The following is a 16,871-nucleotide window of genomic DNA, read 5'->3' on the forward strand; positions in this document are numbered from 1 at the left end:
GATGCATAAACTAAGAAAGGCTGAATGAGAACACTTATGGAAAAACGGATGGGAGCTGATGATGATGTGTGGAATAACAGGCTGGGCAGACTTTAAAAAGCAGCTCATCCAACAGGATCATGTAATCAATCAAATGACAGATACATTATCTAAAAGAGGGCCAGACGATACAAATACGTGGAAAAGTGAGCACGTTTTATTTGGGCATAAAAGGTTAGCGGTTGTAGATGTAGAAGGCGGAAAACAGCCGATGACATATACACATCAAGACCATGCTTATACCGTTGTTTACAATGGAGAGCTCTATAACACAGAGGATATAAGAAAAGAATTGTTAAAAAGGGGCCACCGCTTTCTTGGGCATTCTGATACAGAGGTGCTTCTTCACGCCTACACAGAATGGAAGGAAGAGTGTGTGACCCATTTTAATGGTATTTTTGCATTTGTGATTTGGGATAGTGAGCGTGAATTATTATTTGCAGGGAGAGACCGGCTCGGCGTCAAGCCATTTTTCTATACAGAACGTCATCATTCCTTTTTATTTGGTTCAGAAATCAAAGCGCTTCTTGCTCACCCTGATATGAAAGCAAAAGTCGATCATGCGGGATTATCGGAGATTTTTGGTTTAGGACCGTCAAGAACACCAGGGCAAGGAGTGTTTAAAGGGGTAAAAGAGCTAAGGCCTGCTCATGCTTTGACCTTTTCAAAAGACGGATTGCGTGTGTGGAGATACTGGAATGTCAAAAGCAAGGTGCATACGGACTCACTTGATGACACTGCACAGCACGTCAAAGATCTCTTTACAGATGCCGTCACAAGGCAGCTCGTCTCTGATGTGCCTGTTTGTACATTTTTATCGGGTGGCGTCGATTCGAGTGCTATTACCGCCATTGCCGCTAAGCACTTTGAGAAAATTGGGAAAGCACCACTTCATACGTATTCGGTTGACTATGAAGGGAATGATCAATTTTTTGAAGCAAGTCATTTCCAGCCGAATGCGGACGGTCCATGGATTGACCGTATGACCAAGGCATTTCAAACGAATCATCACAGCTGCATCATTGGCCAAAAGGAGCTGGCTGCTTATTTAAAGGAAGCGGTTGAGGTCCGAGACTTACCGGGTATGGCAGATATTGATTCTTCCTTGCTTTGGTTCTGCCGTGAAATTAAAAAGGACTTTGTGGTCGGTTTGTCAGGTGAATGTGCGGATGAAATTTTTGGAGGTTATCCTTGGTTCCATTCGGCAAGTGAAACGAATGGTTTTCCTTGGATGAGATCGACGGAAGCTAGAACGCAGCTCTTACAAGACTCGTGGCAAAAGAAGCTGTCACTAAAAGAATATGCACAAAGCAAATATGAAGAAACCGTGGCGGAAACGCCTCTTTTAGATGGAGAAACTGGAGTAGATAAAGCCCGGAGAGAACTTTTTTACTTAAATATGGTTTGGTTTATGACAACGCTGCTAGATCGAAAAGACCGAATGAGTATGGGGGCGAGTCTTGAGGTACGTGTGCCATTTGCGGACCATCGCCTTGTCGAATATGTATGGAATATTCCTTGGGAAATGAAAATGCATGGAAATCGTGAAAAAGGGGTTTTACGGAAAGCATTAGAGGGAATTTTACCGGATGAAGTGCTTTATCGCAAGAAGAGTCCTTATCCGAAAACACATCATCCAGCCTATACCCAGGCTGTGAAAGAGATGTTAACAGATTGCCTTGCGCAAAAGGATTCTGTCCTTCACGAATTTCTAGATCCGAATCAATTAAAGCAGTTGATTGAAACAGAAGGAGCTTCCTTTCAAGTGCCTTGGTATGGCCAGCTCATGAAGGGCCCGCAATTAATCGCTCATCTAGCGCAAATTCATCATTGGTTTGAGACGTATCGAATTGATATAGAAGCGTAATAAAGGGTCGGCTTTCTTACATTTGTTGAAGGGAAGCCGGCTTTTTTTGATACATAACATGAGACGAAAAGAGCACATCGAAAGTTGATCTAATCTTTCTAATTTGTATAATTAACTTAAAGTGAATTAATTTGGAGGAAAAAGGATAATGAAAATCATTGTGATCGGAGCAGGACCAGGGGGACTTGCGGCAGCTATGATGCTTCAAAGCAAAGGACATGATGTTCATGTTTACGAAAAACAGCCCTTTGTTGGCGGACGTAACTCTAAGTTTCAACTGGGTGATTTCACGTTCGATACAGGTCCTACCTTTCTCAGCATGATTCATATTGCAGAGGAGCTGTTCACCTTTGCTGGTAAAAATCTTTATGACTATATTGATGTGATTGAATTAAAAGAAATGTATAGATTGATTTTCCAAGACGATCAGCTAGATATGATACGAGATCGTGATGAAATGTATAGACGTTTAGAAGCCTTTGCACCTGGAGAGGGCGAAGGGTATATGCAATTTATGAACGATACGAAGCGAAAAATGGATCGACTTACACCTATTTTACAAAGTAAAATGGATCGTTTTCACCATTATTTGCGTCCAAAGGTGCTCAAAGCACTTCCGCAGCTTTCATTGAATAAGAGTTTATATGATGTGCTGTCAGATTATTTCTCAAATGAATCAGTGAAATATGCCTTTACATTCCAATCAAAGTATTTAGGCATGTCACCGTGGGAGTGCCCAGGTGCTTTCTCCATTCTATCATTTATGGAGCATGACACAGGTGTGTTCCATCCGAAGGGCGGGGTCAATCAGCTGTCAGAAGCGATGGCAAAAGCAGCGGTTGAAGCTGGAGCAACGATTCATCTGTCGTCCGGCGTCGAAAAACTGCTGACAGAAGGCAGGAAAGTAAAGGGCATTCGCTTAGAATCTGGGGAAGAAATACAGGCAGATGAGGTTGTCGTAAATGGAGATTTTGCACATGTGATGACAAAGCTTGTAGAGCCAGGACTTTTAAAGAAATATAGCGAGAAAAAATTAAAAAAGAAAAAATTCTCATGCTCCACCTTTATGCTTTATTTAGGATTAGATACTATGTATGAGGAGCCGCATCATACCATCGTTTTTTCTGATGATTATGCCCAATTCGTCAAAGGTATTACGAAAACATATGAGCTGCCAGATGATCCATCGATTTATATTCAAAATGCTAGTGTCACAGATGACTCACTTGCGCCAAAAGGAAAGTCAGCTCTTTATGTATTGGCACCCGTTGCCAACAATCAAAGCGGCATTGACTGGGAAGCGCATCAAGGTGAATTCAGAGAGCTTGTGCTGGATACACTGGAGCGAAAAACCGGATTTAAGAATATAAGGCAGCATATAGAAGTCGAGCGGATGATCACACCGAAGCAATGGGAGGAAGACCTTTACGTATACGAAGGAGCCACATTTAACCTTGGTCATCAGCTGACGCAGATGATGGTTCTAAGGCCACACAATGAATTTGATGAATTGGATCACTGCTGGCTTGTAGGAGGGGGAACGCATCCAGGAAGCGGACTGCCGACCATTTTAGAATCAGCACGTATCACGACAAATGCGATTCTTTCAAAAGACAAACATACGCACAAAACATTGCCGCAACAAGAAAAGGGGAGCGCCTCATGAAAAAACATATATTGATTGCAGGTGGCGGTATTGGCGGGATGATCTCAGCACTTTATTTAAAAAAAGCTGGACATGATGTGACGCTTGTCGAAAAAAACGAGCGACTTGGCGGAAGACTTGCTTTTGTACGTGAGAAAGGATATAAAGTAGATGAAGGTCCGACCATTGTCCTACTTCCAGATATGTTAAAAGGTATTTTAGATGAGGTTGGGATTGACGAAGCATCTCTTGATCTTTTGCAGCTTGATCCGCTGTATACAATTCAATTTAAAGATGGAACCTCCTACACGAAGTACTCCGATGCACTTCGTCAGCTAGAGGAAATCAGACGTGTATTTCCAAACGAAGATCAAGGATTCCTAAGGTTTATGGAAGAAATGACTGACCGGTTTCAAGAAGGACAGCAAGCCTTTCTAGAGAAATCATTTCATGAAAAGCGGACATTTTTTACAAAAGCAAACATGAAGATTTTAATGAAATTAAAGGCGTATCGCACGGTTCAAAGTGCCCTGAAAAAGTATTTCTCAGACGAACGCCTGCGAGATGCATATGCACTTCAAACCCTCTATGTCGGAGGAAATCCATATGAAGCATCTGCTATTTATTCCCTTGTTTCATATAGTGAGCACGCGCATGGCATTTACTATTTAAAAGGTGGCTATGCGAGTTTAGTAGATATATTGGAAGGACAGCTCATGAAAATGGGTGTGCATGTGAGAAAAAATGCAGAAGTCACGGAGCTTGAGTTTGAGAGGAAACGAGTGGTTAAAGCAAAAGTCAGTGACGACCATATAGCAGCTGATGCCTTTGTCATTAACGGGGATTATCCAGCTGCGTTAAAACAACTTGGTTTAGGTGAACAAGATCGGCGTAAATACGTGCCGTCTTCTGGCTGTGTGATGGTATATCTCGGGCTAAATAAAATGTACCTTGATGCGCCTGTGCACCAATTTTTTATGGGCGAACACTTTGATCAGCATATGAAAGAGGTTTTTCAATCGAAGACGATCCCTCAAGATCCGTCGTTTTATACATTTAATCCATCGATCATTGATCCATCTCTTGCTCCGAAAGGCTGTAGTGTTTTATATATGCTGATTCCCGTTCCCTCAGGAGATCATATCAACTGGGAAGAGGAGACAGATTTTGTAGAGCAAATGGTGGATCGTCTTGAGAAAAGAGGCTTTCCAAGATTGCGAGAGTCGATTGTCTGGAAAAAAGTCAGAACACCACATGATTCCTTGCGAGAAGGATTGTTTGAAGGCGGCAGCTTTGGACTTGCGCCTAACTTATTTCAATCAGGTGTGTTCCGCCCGCAAGTGAAGGCAGCTGAGACCGATAATCTTTATGCGGTAGGTGCTTCCATCCATCCTGGTGGCGGAGTGCCGATCGTGATGCAAAGTGCGAAACTGATGGCGTCTGTGCTGTTAAAAGATTTGAATGACAGAAAGGAAGTGAAACTAAGTGGTTGATGTACAAACAGCATTGAAATTGTGTGAGGAGACCATTCAAACCCATTCCAAAACGTTTTACCGTGCCTTTTCCATGCTGCCTAAAAAGAAACGACAGGCTGTCTGGGCTGTGTATTCCTTTTGCCGGAAAGCGGATGATATTGTAGATGAGTCTCCCTCTCCAAAAGAGGAGCTGGCCTCCTTTCGAGAGACGTTTGATCGATTCTTACAAGGCGAGGTAGATCGGAATGATCCGATGTGGGTAGCGCTAGAACATACCTTTCAAGAATTTCGTATGGATGAAGCCCCGTTCCGTGACTTGCTCCAAGGTCAGGAGATGGATTTAGAGCAGCACCGGTATGAAACGTTAGATGAATTGCTCATTTATTCCTACCATGTTGCTAGTACCGTTGGACTTATGCTGCTTCCCATTATTGCACCGCGTAAAAAAGAACAGCTAAAAGAAGCAGCGATTTCATTAGGGATTGCTATGCAGCTGACCAATATCCTTCGTGACATCGGCGAGGATAAAGCCGAAAGAGACCGCATTTATTTGCCAAAACAAGTCATGGATCAATTCGGATATACAGAGCAAGAATTGCAAGAAGGCATTGTCAATCAAGCATTCCAGCACGTATGGGAGTACATTGCCTTTGAGGCAGAGGCTTACTACGAGGAATTTTTTGACCATCTTCATGAATTCCCGCTTTATTCACGTATACCAGTGAAAGCAGCTGCTTACTTTTATAAAGCCATTTTAGATAAAACAAGAGAAAATGAATACCGCGTATTTACAGAGCGATCATTTATTTCGAACCAAGAAAAAGCACTTATTTTAGAAGATATTACGTAAAAAAAGGACTGCACCCGCAGTCCTTTTTAAGTGGAAGAAAAGCGATATTCCGTCCAAACCCTTGAACGCCACCGCCTATACATAAAGATGCCTCTTACCCATTCATCTACGATAAAAGAAATCCAAATCCCAATGAGGCCCATCTCAAACTGAATGCCTAACAAGTAAGCGATCGGAAGCCCGATGCCCCACATTGAAATCATTGCCATATACACTGGAAACTTCGCGTCGCCAGCAGCCCGCAAGGAATTAATAATGACCATATTAAACGAACGGCCTGGTTCCAAAATAATGGTCAAAAGGAGGAGTGTGGCGGCGGTTTGAATGATCTCGCTGTTGCTAGTAAAGAAAGTAAGCAAATGCGTCGATGATAAAGATAAAGCAGTGGAAGAAAGAAGGGAGATGCCAATGGCCCAGTATAAGCTTTTCATGCATCTGTGATAGGCAGCATCGAATTCTTTCGCTCCAATATGGCGGCCGATTAAAATTTGTGTCCCTTGGCTAATGGCTGCACCAAATAGCATAATGAACATCATGATATTTTGAGTATAGACCTTTGCGGCTAATGCCTGCGTCCCCATAAATGTAATAAACAGTGTAATGATCATTTGAGAGCCATTATAAGAAAGCTGCTCTCCAGCAGAAGGAATGCCAATTTTCAGCAGCTTTTTTAAATATGTCCGCTGGATGTGAAACATCTTCTTCAGTGAAAAGCGTAATCCAATCCGGCGGCGAACAATGAAGATCATGGCCATTAATCCGATCAATCGAGCGAGTGAGGTCGAAAAAGCGACCCCCATGACACCTAATATCGGGAAACCAAACGGACCAAAAATCACCAAATAGTTACCGGCAACGTTTAGCAAGTTCATTCCGATGGTGACATACATCGTATCTCTTGTATATCCATAGCTTTTTAAAATAGCACTATACGTCATAATGAGTGCTTGAATAAAAGAAAGCAGCCCGACAATTTGTAAAAATACAGTCGCATCTGGCATGAGCTCACTTGATAAGCCCATCAGGTGTAAAATGGGAACAGCTAATACAAACATGAGAAGACTAATGACAAAGCTGATCAAGAAATTGGTTCCTAGTGAGACATAGGCGACTTGAGTCGCTTCCTGCCTGCGGCTTGCTCCTAAAAGCTGTGCAATCACAATCGTTGTTCCAGTTGTAATGAAACTGAACATAACAATCAATAAATTCAGCAGCTGATTGCTTACACCAACTGCGGCAACACTATTATCGGAATATTGGCTGAGCATGAGGGTATCGGCGCTTCCCATGAGCATATATAAAGAGATTTCAATAAAAATAGGCCAAGTTAATGAAAATAATGAAGGGTGGCTTTTCTTCCCTCTAGCTCGAACCTTTTGAATTGGTAGTGATTGAGGTTTCATCAATCAACCTCCTTTCGTATAAATCCGATTTATAGTGTACCTTGCATCGACTATAATAAGAAGAGATGAAACCGAAACTTATTGGAGAAATCCGACTGCATAAGGGGATGCATATGAATCGATTTATTACATTTACTGTACCGCCGTTCCCGGTTTATATCGCTTCTGGCAAAGGTGTATTTGATCAAGGAGAAAGACATATCTCTAGAACCTTCACCGTGTTTGATCTTCTTTATGTCACAAGAGGGCAGCTATGGATCACAGAAGACAGGGAGGCTCATCACGTAAAAGAAGGAGAATATATCATTCTCTCACCTGGCTTGTCGCATGGCGGACACTTGCCATGCGAAGAAGAAACACACTATGAGTGGCTCCATTTTTCGATTGATCCTTTTGAGTTGACGAATCGGCCGAGAGAACACTGGTTTGATATGAAACAAAATCAAGCCACTTTTGAAAAGCCGGCGACCTATGAATTTAGCTTGCCCCGTAAAGGAAAAGTGAAAGGGAGAAATGTATTAGAAAAGCATCTTGCACAGATGCGGGCACTAAATGATGACGCGTCTGAACTGCCACTGAAAAAACAGCTTCAGTTTGAGGAACTGCTCATTCATTTACAAAAAGAAGCCTTTCATATTCCAAGTGCAAAGGAGAATGTCGCTTCAGAAGTGGTTCATTATCTTGAGCATCACTTTATGAAGAAACTGCAAATGGATGAGCTTGCAGAGAAACTGCACTATCATCCTGATTACATAACAAGGTGCATGCAGACGGTGTATGGCCTCACGCCAAACCAATACATCAATCGTCTCAAGATCGAAAAAGCCAAAAGCATGCTTGCCTCAACGAATGATCAAATCGCAGCGATTGCTGAACAAGTAGGCATTGACGACCCTACTTATTTTTCTAAGCTGTTTCGGCAAAACGAAGGCATGACACCTATCGAGTACCGTCATCTCGCAAAAAGAACGACAAAGTAAAGGAACGTGAACAGATGAAAAGGGAAAAGGAAAAGCTTGTGAGCATTCGACCATTAAACGAAGCTGATTTAGAGTTGGTATGGCATTTAAAATTCAAAGCACCAGACCAGTCCTACCGAGAGTGGAACGCCCCATATTTTCATGAACACGAAATCCCGCTTGCTGCTTTTAAAAAAAGATACATACAGGATACATCCATTCCGTCAAAGTTATATGGTATTGAAATAGACGGTGAGATTAAAGGTACCGTGTCTTATTATTGGGAGAATGAACGCACACGGTGGCTTGAATGTGGCATTCTCATTTATGATTCCCGCTTTTGGAGCGGTGGCATTGGGACAAAGGCGTTACGTCTATGGACGGATGAGTTATTTACACACATTGATATTCCTAGAATTGGTCTTACTACATGGTCGGGAAATGAACGGATGATGCGGTGTGCAGAGAAATGCGGATTTGTCCTTGAAGGAAGACTGCGAAAGGTCCGTTACTATCAAGGAGAATATTATGATTCAATGCGCTATGGGATGCTGCGAGAGGAATGGAAAAGCCTCTCGCGCAATATCCTCTGAATTATTATTTTTTCAGGATAAAAGGATCATATAATGGAATAAACTGAAGAAGAAGGGTGGCGGATCAATGTGGGCTGGATAACTGGGTGGTTTGTTTCTATTTTAGTCGCCATCTATCTATTTATAGATGCACCAAAACACGGAAAAAGTAAATGGTTATGGTCTATTTTAGGTCTTTTATTCGGGCTCTTTGCATTTGGGATATACCTCATCAAAACAGGAAGAAAAGGATTGGGCTGGACAATTTTGATCGTGTCTATCATCATCTATTCTATTGTTATGCTAGCCTATGTCTTGTACTTCCTGCTACTGATCTTCGGATACTCAAACGCATCATAGAGAGCATGTATACATAAGGGGGGAGTTTAATCTTGAGAATAACAGGTCTATTCGTTTCGCTTGCTGTTGCCATTTATTTATGGTTTGATGCGCCAAAGCATAACAAAGACAAATGGCTGTGGGCCATTTTAGGTGTCCTATTTAGTACGATCGTTCTCGGTATTTATTTGATCAAGACAGAGAGGAAGGGGCTTGGCTGGACCATTCTTATTTTAACGATTTTGTTTTACCTCATGCTGCTCATCTCTGTTTTGATCGGTATCATTCTTTTTTATCAGGTGAGTCCTTCATGATGAAGGGCTTTTTTCTTTTACCTTTTGCGCCGGCACACCTGCAATAACAATTTTCTCCTCATGAAAGGAACGGTTTACCACAGCATTTGCTCCGATTGAAATATGATCTGCAATATAGATATCCCCAAACATCTTTGCGCCTGGGCCAATCCATACATGATCCCCAATGGTTGGCACATCTTTTTCATGATGATTCTGACCAATATTCACCCCTTGATGAATATCACAAAAAGCCCCAATTTTTGCATGCTTGTTCACAATTAAGAGACCCGTATGATTGATTCTAAGGCCGGGACCGAAAACACCAATTGGGATATCAAACCCAAGCTGCATGCCTTTCTTTTTATGTAAATAGCGATAAAGCCATTTTCGAAGTGTAGCACCGCTATTAGAATAGTATTCATATTTTCGTAAAATCCTTTGGTATTTCCATATATCATCTCCAAACCACTTAGGTCGTTTGCGCTTAATGGCTAATGCTTTCTTGTCTTGAGCTAAGTAGTGGTGAAGATCATGCTTCGTTACAATCATCAGATCCCTCTCCATTCCCTTTTGTTTCAGAGAAATTATACCATTATAACCATTTATATCAATGTGGAATGACGTTTGTTTCTTTCTTTTTCTACATCACTTTCATCCACTTTCCTGTATAAAATAAGTGCTTTTTCATGAATAGAACAAAAGAACCAGGAAGAATGATTTGTAATTTTTTTCTACATTATTCCGTTTCAAGCGTTTATTCTCCTTATAGCAGTAGAGGGTTTGTCAAAATGACACGAAATTACTCGTTAAATAGAGAATATAGCATTCATATGCTTTTAGAATCATCTTTTTGAATACAATTGACTTTCATATCTCACATCCTCTAGGCTAGTAAATGAAAATGATAATCTTTATCAATTGGAGGAGTGTTTTATTATGTCCATCAAAACCGTTTCTAAAAATCAGCAATTTTTAGAGCAGCAAAGTCAAAGAGAATCGAATGCAAGGTCTTACCCGAGACGGTTCCCATTAGCCATGCAAAAAGCCGAAGGTATGATCGTGACAGATGCGGATGGTAGAGAGTTTTATGACTGCCTGGCAGGCGCAGGAACACTTGCACTTGGTCACAATCATCCAGTTGTGATAGAAGCTATTGAACGTATGCTTCATGAAAAAAGACCGTTGCATACGTTGGACATAACCTCAGAAATTAAAGAAGAGTTTGTGAATGAAATTTTTTCTCACTTGCCAGAAGAGTTTGCAAAGAGAGCCAAAATTCAATTTTGTGGACCAACTGGTGGTGATGCCATAGAAGCAGCAATTAAATTAGTGAAAACAGCGACAGGGAATCGAAGTATTCTATCATTCCATGGTGCATATCACGGTGCGACACATGCCACGATGTCATTAAGCGGGAATTTATCTCCAAAGGAAAGAGTGCAAGGGTTAATACCTGATGTTCATTTTATGCCTTATCCTTATGAATATCGCTGCCCATTTGGAATTGGTGGGAAGGATTCGCACCGCATTTCAAGTTCGTATATTGAGCGCATATTAAATGATCCTGAAAGTGGTATTCTTCCGCCAGCAGGTATGATCTTTGAAGCAGTGCAGGGCGAGGGAGGCTCCATTCCAGCATCGATTGAATGGATGAAGGAAATGAGAAGAATCACAAAAGAAAAAGGGATTCCGCTTATTATTGATGAGGTTCAATCAGGCATTGGCCGAACAGGTAAGATGTTTGCCTTTGAACATGCAGGAATTATACCTGACGTTATTGTGCTATCAAAAGCCATTGGTGGAAGCCTGCCGCTTTCAGTTGTGATTTATGATCAAGATTTAGATCAATGGAATCCAGGTGCACACATCGGGACATTTAGAGGGAATCAAATGGCGATGGCTGCTGGAACCGCTACGCTTAAATTCATCAAAGAAACCAACCTGCTTGATCATGTAGAACAGTTAGGAGATCGTATGCAGGCGCATCTAAAAGACATCCGAAAACAAGTTCCTGCTCTAGGTGATGTTCGAGGGAGAGGTTTAATGATTGGCGTTGAAGTAGTCGATCCAAATGAGAAACAGGATGTGGACGGAAGCTATCCAGCGAATCCAGAGCTGGCCAGTCTTATTCAAAAGAATTGCTTCGATAAAGGTTTAATTGTGGAGACAGGAGGCCGTTTCGGAAGTGTCATTCGATTCCTGCCACCACTCATTATGACTGAAGAACAGCTTGAAAAAGTCATCGCTATATTTAAAGAGGCTGTGTACGATGCAATCAACTAAGGCTCCAGTGGATTCATTATTTATCAATCAAAGCCAGCTTGGAAGAGAGTCCTTCCAAGCGGCTCTTCATACATCTATCGACAGCTTACTGGATCAATGGCAAAAAGACACAGGACCTTACAGTGGAATATTGCCTGGGAAATTAGCGGCTAGTGTAGAATCGCTATTCCGATTCCAACCATCTGGTGAATCCATGGAATCTGTCTTTCAAGATATAAAAGAACATCTTTTGCCGCATTTGATTGATGTATCGCATCCTAAATGCTTGGCACATCTGCATTGTCCACCGCTCATTCCTGCACTTGCCGCAGAGGTGATGGTGAGTTCCTTTAACCAATCAATGGATTCCTTTGATCAAAGTGGTATTGCTTCTTTGGTTGAGGAAGAAATCCTCAAGTGGCTATGTGCAAAGTTTTCTTATGGCGACCTAGCAGATGGGACATTTACAAGCGGTGGAACCCAATCTAACTACATGGGGCTGCTTCTGGCGAGAGATGCCTTTTGTGAAAACACATGGCAGTGGAATGTTCAGCAGAAAGGCTTACCAAGTGAATCTCACCGCATGAGAATTCTTTGCTCGAAGAATGCTCACTTCACTGTGAAAAAATCTGCTTCGCAGTTAGGTTTAGGAGAGCAGGCAGTTGTACTAGTCGAGACAGATGAACATCACCGAATGGACGTCAATGATTTGAAAAAGAAGCTGGTTGAGTTGAAGGAGCAGAACTTGCTGCCTTTTGCGGTAGTAGCCACTTGCGGGACAACGGATTTTGGCAGTATTGACCGAGTTCGAGAGGTATATGACATCGTCAAGCCATACGGTCTGTGGATTCACGCAGATGCTGCTTACGGCGGAGCACTTGTATTAAGCGAAACCTACCGTAAGAAATTAGACGGTATTGAGCTCGCTGATTCAATCACGATTGACTTTCATAAACAATTTTATCAGCCGATATCCTGCGGGGCATTTTTGCTAAAGGATAAAAGACATTTTGGTTTGATCAATTATCATGCGGATTATCTTAATCCAAAGGAAGACGAGCTCGATGGTATTCTACATCTCGTCAATAAATCTGTCCAAACGACGCGCCGGTTTGATGCTCTGAAATTACTTCTCTCTCTTCGTCTAATTGGAGAAGAAGGATTTGGAGATATCATTGACCATACCATTCATTTTGCAAAGGAAGTGGCAGCGCTTATTGAGAGAAATGATCACCTTGAAGTGATCAATCCTGAGCCAGAAATCAATGCAGTTGTGTTCCGATTTAAGGATGACGACCAAACAGATGACGTCAATAAAATCATTCATCGGACACTATTCAAAACAGGAACTGCTGTCATTGCGAAAACAGTGGCTCATGGCCAAACATGCTTAAAATTCACTTTGTTAAATCCGAGAACGACAATCACACATATTGAGGAAATCCTTTCTGACATCGTTGATATCGGGATCGCTCATATTCAATCCGGGAGGGTACTACGTTGAGTCAATATAAACAAATGGCTGAAAATGCAACCATGCAAAGCTTTTTAAACTGTTTTTTACGCGAAACAGGAATCGATCGATCTGCCAAAAAAGAGACAAGAGCAGATGGCTCGCTTGTCTTCATCGCAAAACTAGTAAAGCAAGATCTTGAGCTTGTGATTCCGATGCGATATGTTTCACCTGTTGGCCGCCATCTCTTTGATTTTCCGATTCGCTTTCGTCCGCAAGGCAGTGAGCAAGAGGGCACAATTGTCGATTACACGACACTTGTTGCTTTATGTTCAAAGGAGCTTCTCATTGAATATGGCCGTACAGATGCAGAGGATGAATTCATGCTTCGCATCATTTTAAGCTGCCGAAATATTGAACGATTCTTAAAGGAGCGAGAAACTGATCGAGCCGCTCTTTCTGCAGCCGATTTTGAGTATATCGAGGCAGAGCAGTCACTTCTCCTTGGTCATTTAACGCATCCTACCCCAAAAAGCAGACAAGGAATGACAGAAGAGGAGGAAGCGATCTATTCTCCTGAGCTGAAAGGGACTTTCCAGCTTCATTACTTTAAAGCGCATCATTCGATTGTGCTACAGGATTCGTCAATTACACAGTCTGCGGCAAGCCTTATGCTAGAAGAGCTCCTGCGCCAAGTACCAGAAGAAAAAGAGAGACTGAATACGTTAGTAGAAAACGGAGAATATGTGCTCATTCCGATTCATCCGCTTCAAGTGAAGGTGGTCATGGAGAAACCGTTTGTGAACCGTTATATAGAGGAAGGGAAACTCACTTATTTAGGACCGATGGGTTCTGAATACACAGCGACCTCATCTTTCAGAACCGTCTATCAAAAGGATTCTGCTTATATGCTCAAATTCTCTGTTCCTGTGAAAATTACAAACTCCTTACGTGTCAATAAACAAAAGGAGCTAGATCGCGGAGTAGAGATGTCGCGCATTTTAAAAACCGAACTAGGCGTTTCTTTATACGACAAATTCTCTGGGTTCCGGGTTATTGAAGATCCAGCCTATTTATCCATTCAAGGAGAAGAAGCGGAATCTGGCTTTGAAGTAGTCATTCGTCAAAATCCATTTTTACATCGTGAAAAAGGGGCAAGCTTAATTGCTGGATTATGTCAGGATCATGCGTATGGTGGAAAATCGCGGTTAGCAGGGATCATTCATGATCTTGCAGGCGCAGAAGGCCGATCAACGGAGGCTGTGAGCCAAGATTGGTTTAAGCAATATTTAACCATTTCGTTAGAACCGATGCTTTGGCTGTTTGAAACGTACGGTCTTGCCCTTGAAGCCCATCAGCAAAATGCTGTTGTGCAAATGAAGGATGGTTACCCGCATACCTTCTATTATCGTGACAACCAAGGCTACTATTATAGTGAATCGAAAAAGGATAAACTCGCAAATCTTGTCCAAAACCTGAGCGTGAGAAGTGAAACGATTTGTGCAGATGATGTAGCCGTTGAGAGACTGCGTTATTATTTCTTCTTTAATCATTTATTTGGTCTCATTAACGGTTTTGGTACAGAAGGTCTGGCGAAAGAAGAAGACTTGCTCGCACTTGTGAGAGATACTTTACTCGTTCATGAGGAGACTTACGGTGCATCTGAACTAACAAACAGCCTACTTCGCTCAAAGGAACTGCCTTCAAAAGCGAACTTGCTGACACGATTTGAAGACATGGATGAACTGACAGGGTCATTGGAAACACAGTCTCGTTACACAGCTGTCTTGAATCCGCTATTTTTACATAAGGAGGCGCTGATTGGATGAGGCATCGTATTCATTTTATTCGAGCTGAATATGAAAGAGATGTACGGCTTGTCCACAAGTGGATGCAAGAGGAGTATGTTCACCCATTTTGGCATTTGAATATTCCGTTTCCTTCTTTTGAAAAGCATTTTTATCAGGCGATACATGATCCGCATCAAACCCTGTATTTAGGCACAATTGATGGGACGCCCATGAGTTATTTTGAGGCATACAACGTCAAAGGTGACATCATTGAATCTTACTATCAGCCATCTCCGCATGATCAAGGAATCCATCTATTAATAGGGGAGCCGGATTATGTGGGAAAAGGTTTTGCGACTCCGCTGCTTCAGGCCATGACAGCATTTCAATTTGAGCAAAACAAACGAACAGAAAAAATCGTTGCTGAGCCGGATATTCGAAATGGAAAAATGATCCATGTATTTGAAAAATGTGGATTTGAACGTGTAAAACCAGTCAATTTACCCGATAAAACAGGTCTTTTGATGTTTTGTGATCGAGAACGATTCGAAAGGAAGTATAACCATGACGCGGTTCAACAAGCAAAATAATGTAGTGGATGTAATCGGAATCGGCATTGGCCCGTTTAACTTAGGACTTGCCGCATTATCTGAAGAAGTAAAGGAAATTGACGCTTTGTTTTTTGAAAGAAGTGAAGCCTTTCATTGGCACCCAGGGATGCTCATTGAGGGAACGACACTACAAGTTCCTTTTTTAGCGGACCTTGTCAGCATGGCAGATGTGAAAAGTAAATATAGCTTTCTTAACTATTTACAGGAACAAAACCGTTTGTATTCATTTTACTTTCTAGAGGATTTTCATATCCCGCGCAAGGAATATAGTCATTATTGCCGCTGGGTCGCAGACCAGTTAGACTCTTGCCGATTTGGCATGAACGTCGAATCTGTCTCATTGATCGAAAAAGCAGGAGAAAAGCGATATGAAGTGCATGTTCGTCATGTGAAAGAACAAACGGTAGAGGTGTTTGAAAGTAAGCATCTCGTCTTAGGAATTGGTACACAGCCGGCGATACCAGCATCTCTCCAACCAGCTTTAGGAGAGAAAGTTTTTCATTCTGCCGACTATTTAAAACGAAAGAAAGAAGGCTGTTTCAAAGGGAAATCTGTGACCGTCATCGGCTCTGGTCAAAGTGCGGCAGAAGTGTTCTATGATATTTTAGCAGATGATGAGGCGAAGGATATTCACTGGTTCACACGCTCTAAAGGATTTTTCCCAATGGAATATTCAAACCTTGGTCTTGAATATTTCTCTCCAGATTATATAGATTTCTTTTATGGGCTCCCGCAAACAAAAAAGGATGCGTTGTTAAAGCAGCAGGACTTGCTTTATAAAGGTATCAGCTCTGCAATGATCCGTGATATTTATCATTTGCTATATGAGCGTTCTGCTTGCGGAGAGCAGTTGAACACAGTGCTCCAAGCGATGACGGAGGTCAACTTGATTGAGGAAACAGCGGGTGGTTTGTCCCTTTCATGCACGCAATGGGTCAAAGAGGACTCCTTTACTCACGAGACAGATATTGTCGTACTGGCGACGGGCTATCAATCCGTACTGCCGCCGTTTATCAACCCAATTTCTCATCATATTCAATGGGACGATCAAGGGCGATTCCAAGTTGAACGTGAGTACCGCTTGAAAACAAATACAATGGGTGAAAATGATATTTTTGTTCAAAATGCAGAGCTTCATACACATGGTGTTGGCGCTCCAGATTTAGGACTTGGTGCTTATCGAAATAGTGTGATTATCAATGAACTTGCTCATCAAACCGTGTATCCACTTTATCAAAAGCACGTCTTCCAGACATTTGGTACACACAAGAACGTCAACACATTCGAAGATATCAAAGGTTAAGGAGGAT

Annotated in this window: 15 protein-coding genes; 13 read left to right on the forward strand and 2 right to left on the reverse strand. The window is 42.0% G+C overall.

The window, feature by feature from the left end:
• The first annotated feature begins 64 nt into the window (after positions 1-64).
• From asnB to MHI35_RS05220, 4 genes are all read left to right on the forward strand, one after another.
• The gene (gene asnB, locus MHI35_RS05205) at positions 65-1,906 is read left to right on the forward strand and encodes an asparagine synthase (glutamine-hydrolyzing) (RefSeq protein ID WP_335348909.1); all 1,842 of its coding nucleotides are present in this window, start codon (positions 65-67) and stop codon (positions 1,904-1,906) included.
• A 148-nt stretch (positions 1,907-2,054) separates the two neighbouring features.
• Positions 2,055-3,572 (forward strand): phytoene desaturase family protein, encoded by a 1,518-nt coding sequence (locus MHI35_RS05210; RefSeq protein ID WP_335348908.1) that lies wholly within the window; start codon positions 2,055-2,057, stop codon positions 3,570-3,572.
• Positions 3,569-5,044 carry a phytoene desaturase family protein gene (locus MHI35_RS05215; protein WP_211063194.1) on the forward strand — a complete coding sequence of 492 codons (1,476 nt, stop codon included), beginning with the start codon at positions 3,569-3,571 and terminating at the stop codon, positions 5,042-5,044. Before MHI35_RS05210 ends, MHI35_RS05215 begins: the two co-directional genes overlap by 4 nt.
• Positions 5,037-5,876: a phytoene/squalene synthase family protein gene (locus MHI35_RS05220; RefSeq protein ID WP_144522825.1), complete on the forward strand. Its 840-nt coding sequence runs from the start codon at positions 5,037-5,039 to the stop codon at positions 5,874-5,876. Before MHI35_RS05215 ends, MHI35_RS05220 begins: the two co-directional genes overlap by 8 nt.
• Positions 5,877-5,902: 26 nt before the next feature.
• On the opposite strand, the gene MHI35_RS05225 is transcribed toward MHI35_RS05220, so the two are convergent.
• Complete coding sequence (locus MHI35_RS05225; RefSeq protein WP_144522826.1) at positions 5,903-7,279, reverse strand: MATE family efflux transporter; 1,377 nt, start codon at positions 7,277-7,279, stop codon at positions 5,903-5,905.
• Positions 7,280-7,392: 113 nt separating this feature from the next.
• Here MHI35_RS05225 and MHI35_RS05230 point away from each other — a divergent pair, with 113 nt between their 5' ends.
• The 4 genes from MHI35_RS05230 to MHI35_RS05245 all read left to right on the forward strand — a co-directional run bounded on the left by MHI35_RS05230 (position 7,393) and on the right by MHI35_RS05245 (position 9,463).
• Positions 7,393-8,259: an AraC family transcriptional regulator gene (locus MHI35_RS05230; protein WP_144522827.1), complete on the forward strand. Its 867-nt coding sequence runs from the start codon at positions 7,393-7,395 to the stop codon at positions 8,257-8,259.
• 14 nt (positions 8,260-8,273) lie between these two features.
• A complete protein-coding gene (locus MHI35_RS05235; protein ID WP_144522828.1) occupies positions 8,274-8,831 on the forward strand; it encodes a GNAT family N-acetyltransferase in 558 nt (185 codons plus the stop codon).
• Between the two features lie 63 nt (positions 8,832-8,894).
• Positions 8,895-9,170: a hypothetical protein gene (locus MHI35_RS05240; protein ID WP_144522829.1), complete on the forward strand. Its 276-nt coding sequence runs from the start codon at positions 8,895-8,897 to the stop codon at positions 9,168-9,170.
• 32 nt (positions 9,171-9,202) lie between these two features.
• Positions 9,203-9,463, forward strand: a complete 261-nt coding sequence (locus tag MHI35_RS05245; RefSeq protein WP_144522830.1) for a hypothetical protein — start codon at positions 9,203-9,205, stop codon at positions 9,461-9,463.
• On the opposite strand, the gene MHI35_RS05250 is transcribed toward MHI35_RS05245, so the two are convergent.
• Positions 9,458-9,994, reverse strand: a complete 537-nt coding sequence (locus MHI35_RS05250) for a serine O-acetyltransferase (protein WP_144522831.1) — start codon at positions 9,992-9,994, stop codon at positions 9,458-9,460. The genes MHI35_RS05245 and MHI35_RS05250 overlap by 6 nt on opposite strands.
• A gap of 387 nt (positions 9,995-10,381) precedes the next feature.
• Between MHI35_RS05250 and MHI35_RS05255 the strand changes: the two genes are divergently transcribed.
• Genes MHI35_RS05255 through MHI35_RS05275 form a run of 5 tightly spaced genes read left to right on the forward strand, consistent with a single transcriptional unit; the run spans position 10,382 to position 16,864 of the window.
• Entirely contained in the window at positions 10,382-11,728 is a 1,347-nt protein-coding gene (locus tag MHI35_RS05255; protein ID WP_335348907.1) for an aspartate aminotransferase family protein, read from the forward strand.
• Positions 11,715-13,211, forward strand: coding sequence for a pyridoxal phosphate-dependent decarboxylase family protein (locus MHI35_RS05260; protein WP_335348906.1), 1,497 nt, complete (start codon positions 11,715-11,717; stop codon positions 13,209-13,211). The genes MHI35_RS05255 and MHI35_RS05260 overlap by 14 nt, the downstream gene beginning before the upstream one ends.
• Positions 13,208-14,989 carry an IucA/IucC family protein gene (locus tag MHI35_RS05265; protein WP_335348905.1) on the forward strand — a complete coding sequence of 594 codons (1,782 nt, stop codon included), beginning with the start codon at positions 13,208-13,210 and terminating at the stop codon, positions 14,987-14,989. Before MHI35_RS05260 ends, MHI35_RS05265 begins: the two co-directional genes overlap by 4 nt.
• A complete protein-coding gene (locus tag MHI35_RS05270) occupies positions 14,986-15,540 on the forward strand; it encodes a GNAT family N-acetyltransferase (protein ID WP_340991284.1) in 555 nt (184 codons plus the stop codon). Before MHI35_RS05265 ends, MHI35_RS05270 begins: the two co-directional genes overlap by 4 nt.
• Positions 15,515-16,864 carry a lysine N(6)-hydroxylase/L-ornithine N(5)-oxygenase family protein gene (locus MHI35_RS05275; RefSeq protein ID WP_335348904.1) on the forward strand — a complete coding sequence of 450 codons (1,350 nt, stop codon included), beginning with the start codon at positions 15,515-15,517 and terminating at the stop codon, positions 16,862-16,864. Before MHI35_RS05270 ends, MHI35_RS05275 begins: the two co-directional genes overlap by 26 nt.
• Positions 16,865-16,871 lie beyond the last annotated feature (7 nt).

Origin of the sequence: Bacillus sp. FSL K6-3459, assembly GCF_038003305.1 — a bacterium.
In the GTDB taxonomy this organism is placed as follows: domain Bacteria; phylum Bacillota; class Bacilli; order Bacillales; family Bacillaceae; genus Bacillus; species Bacillus pumilus_O.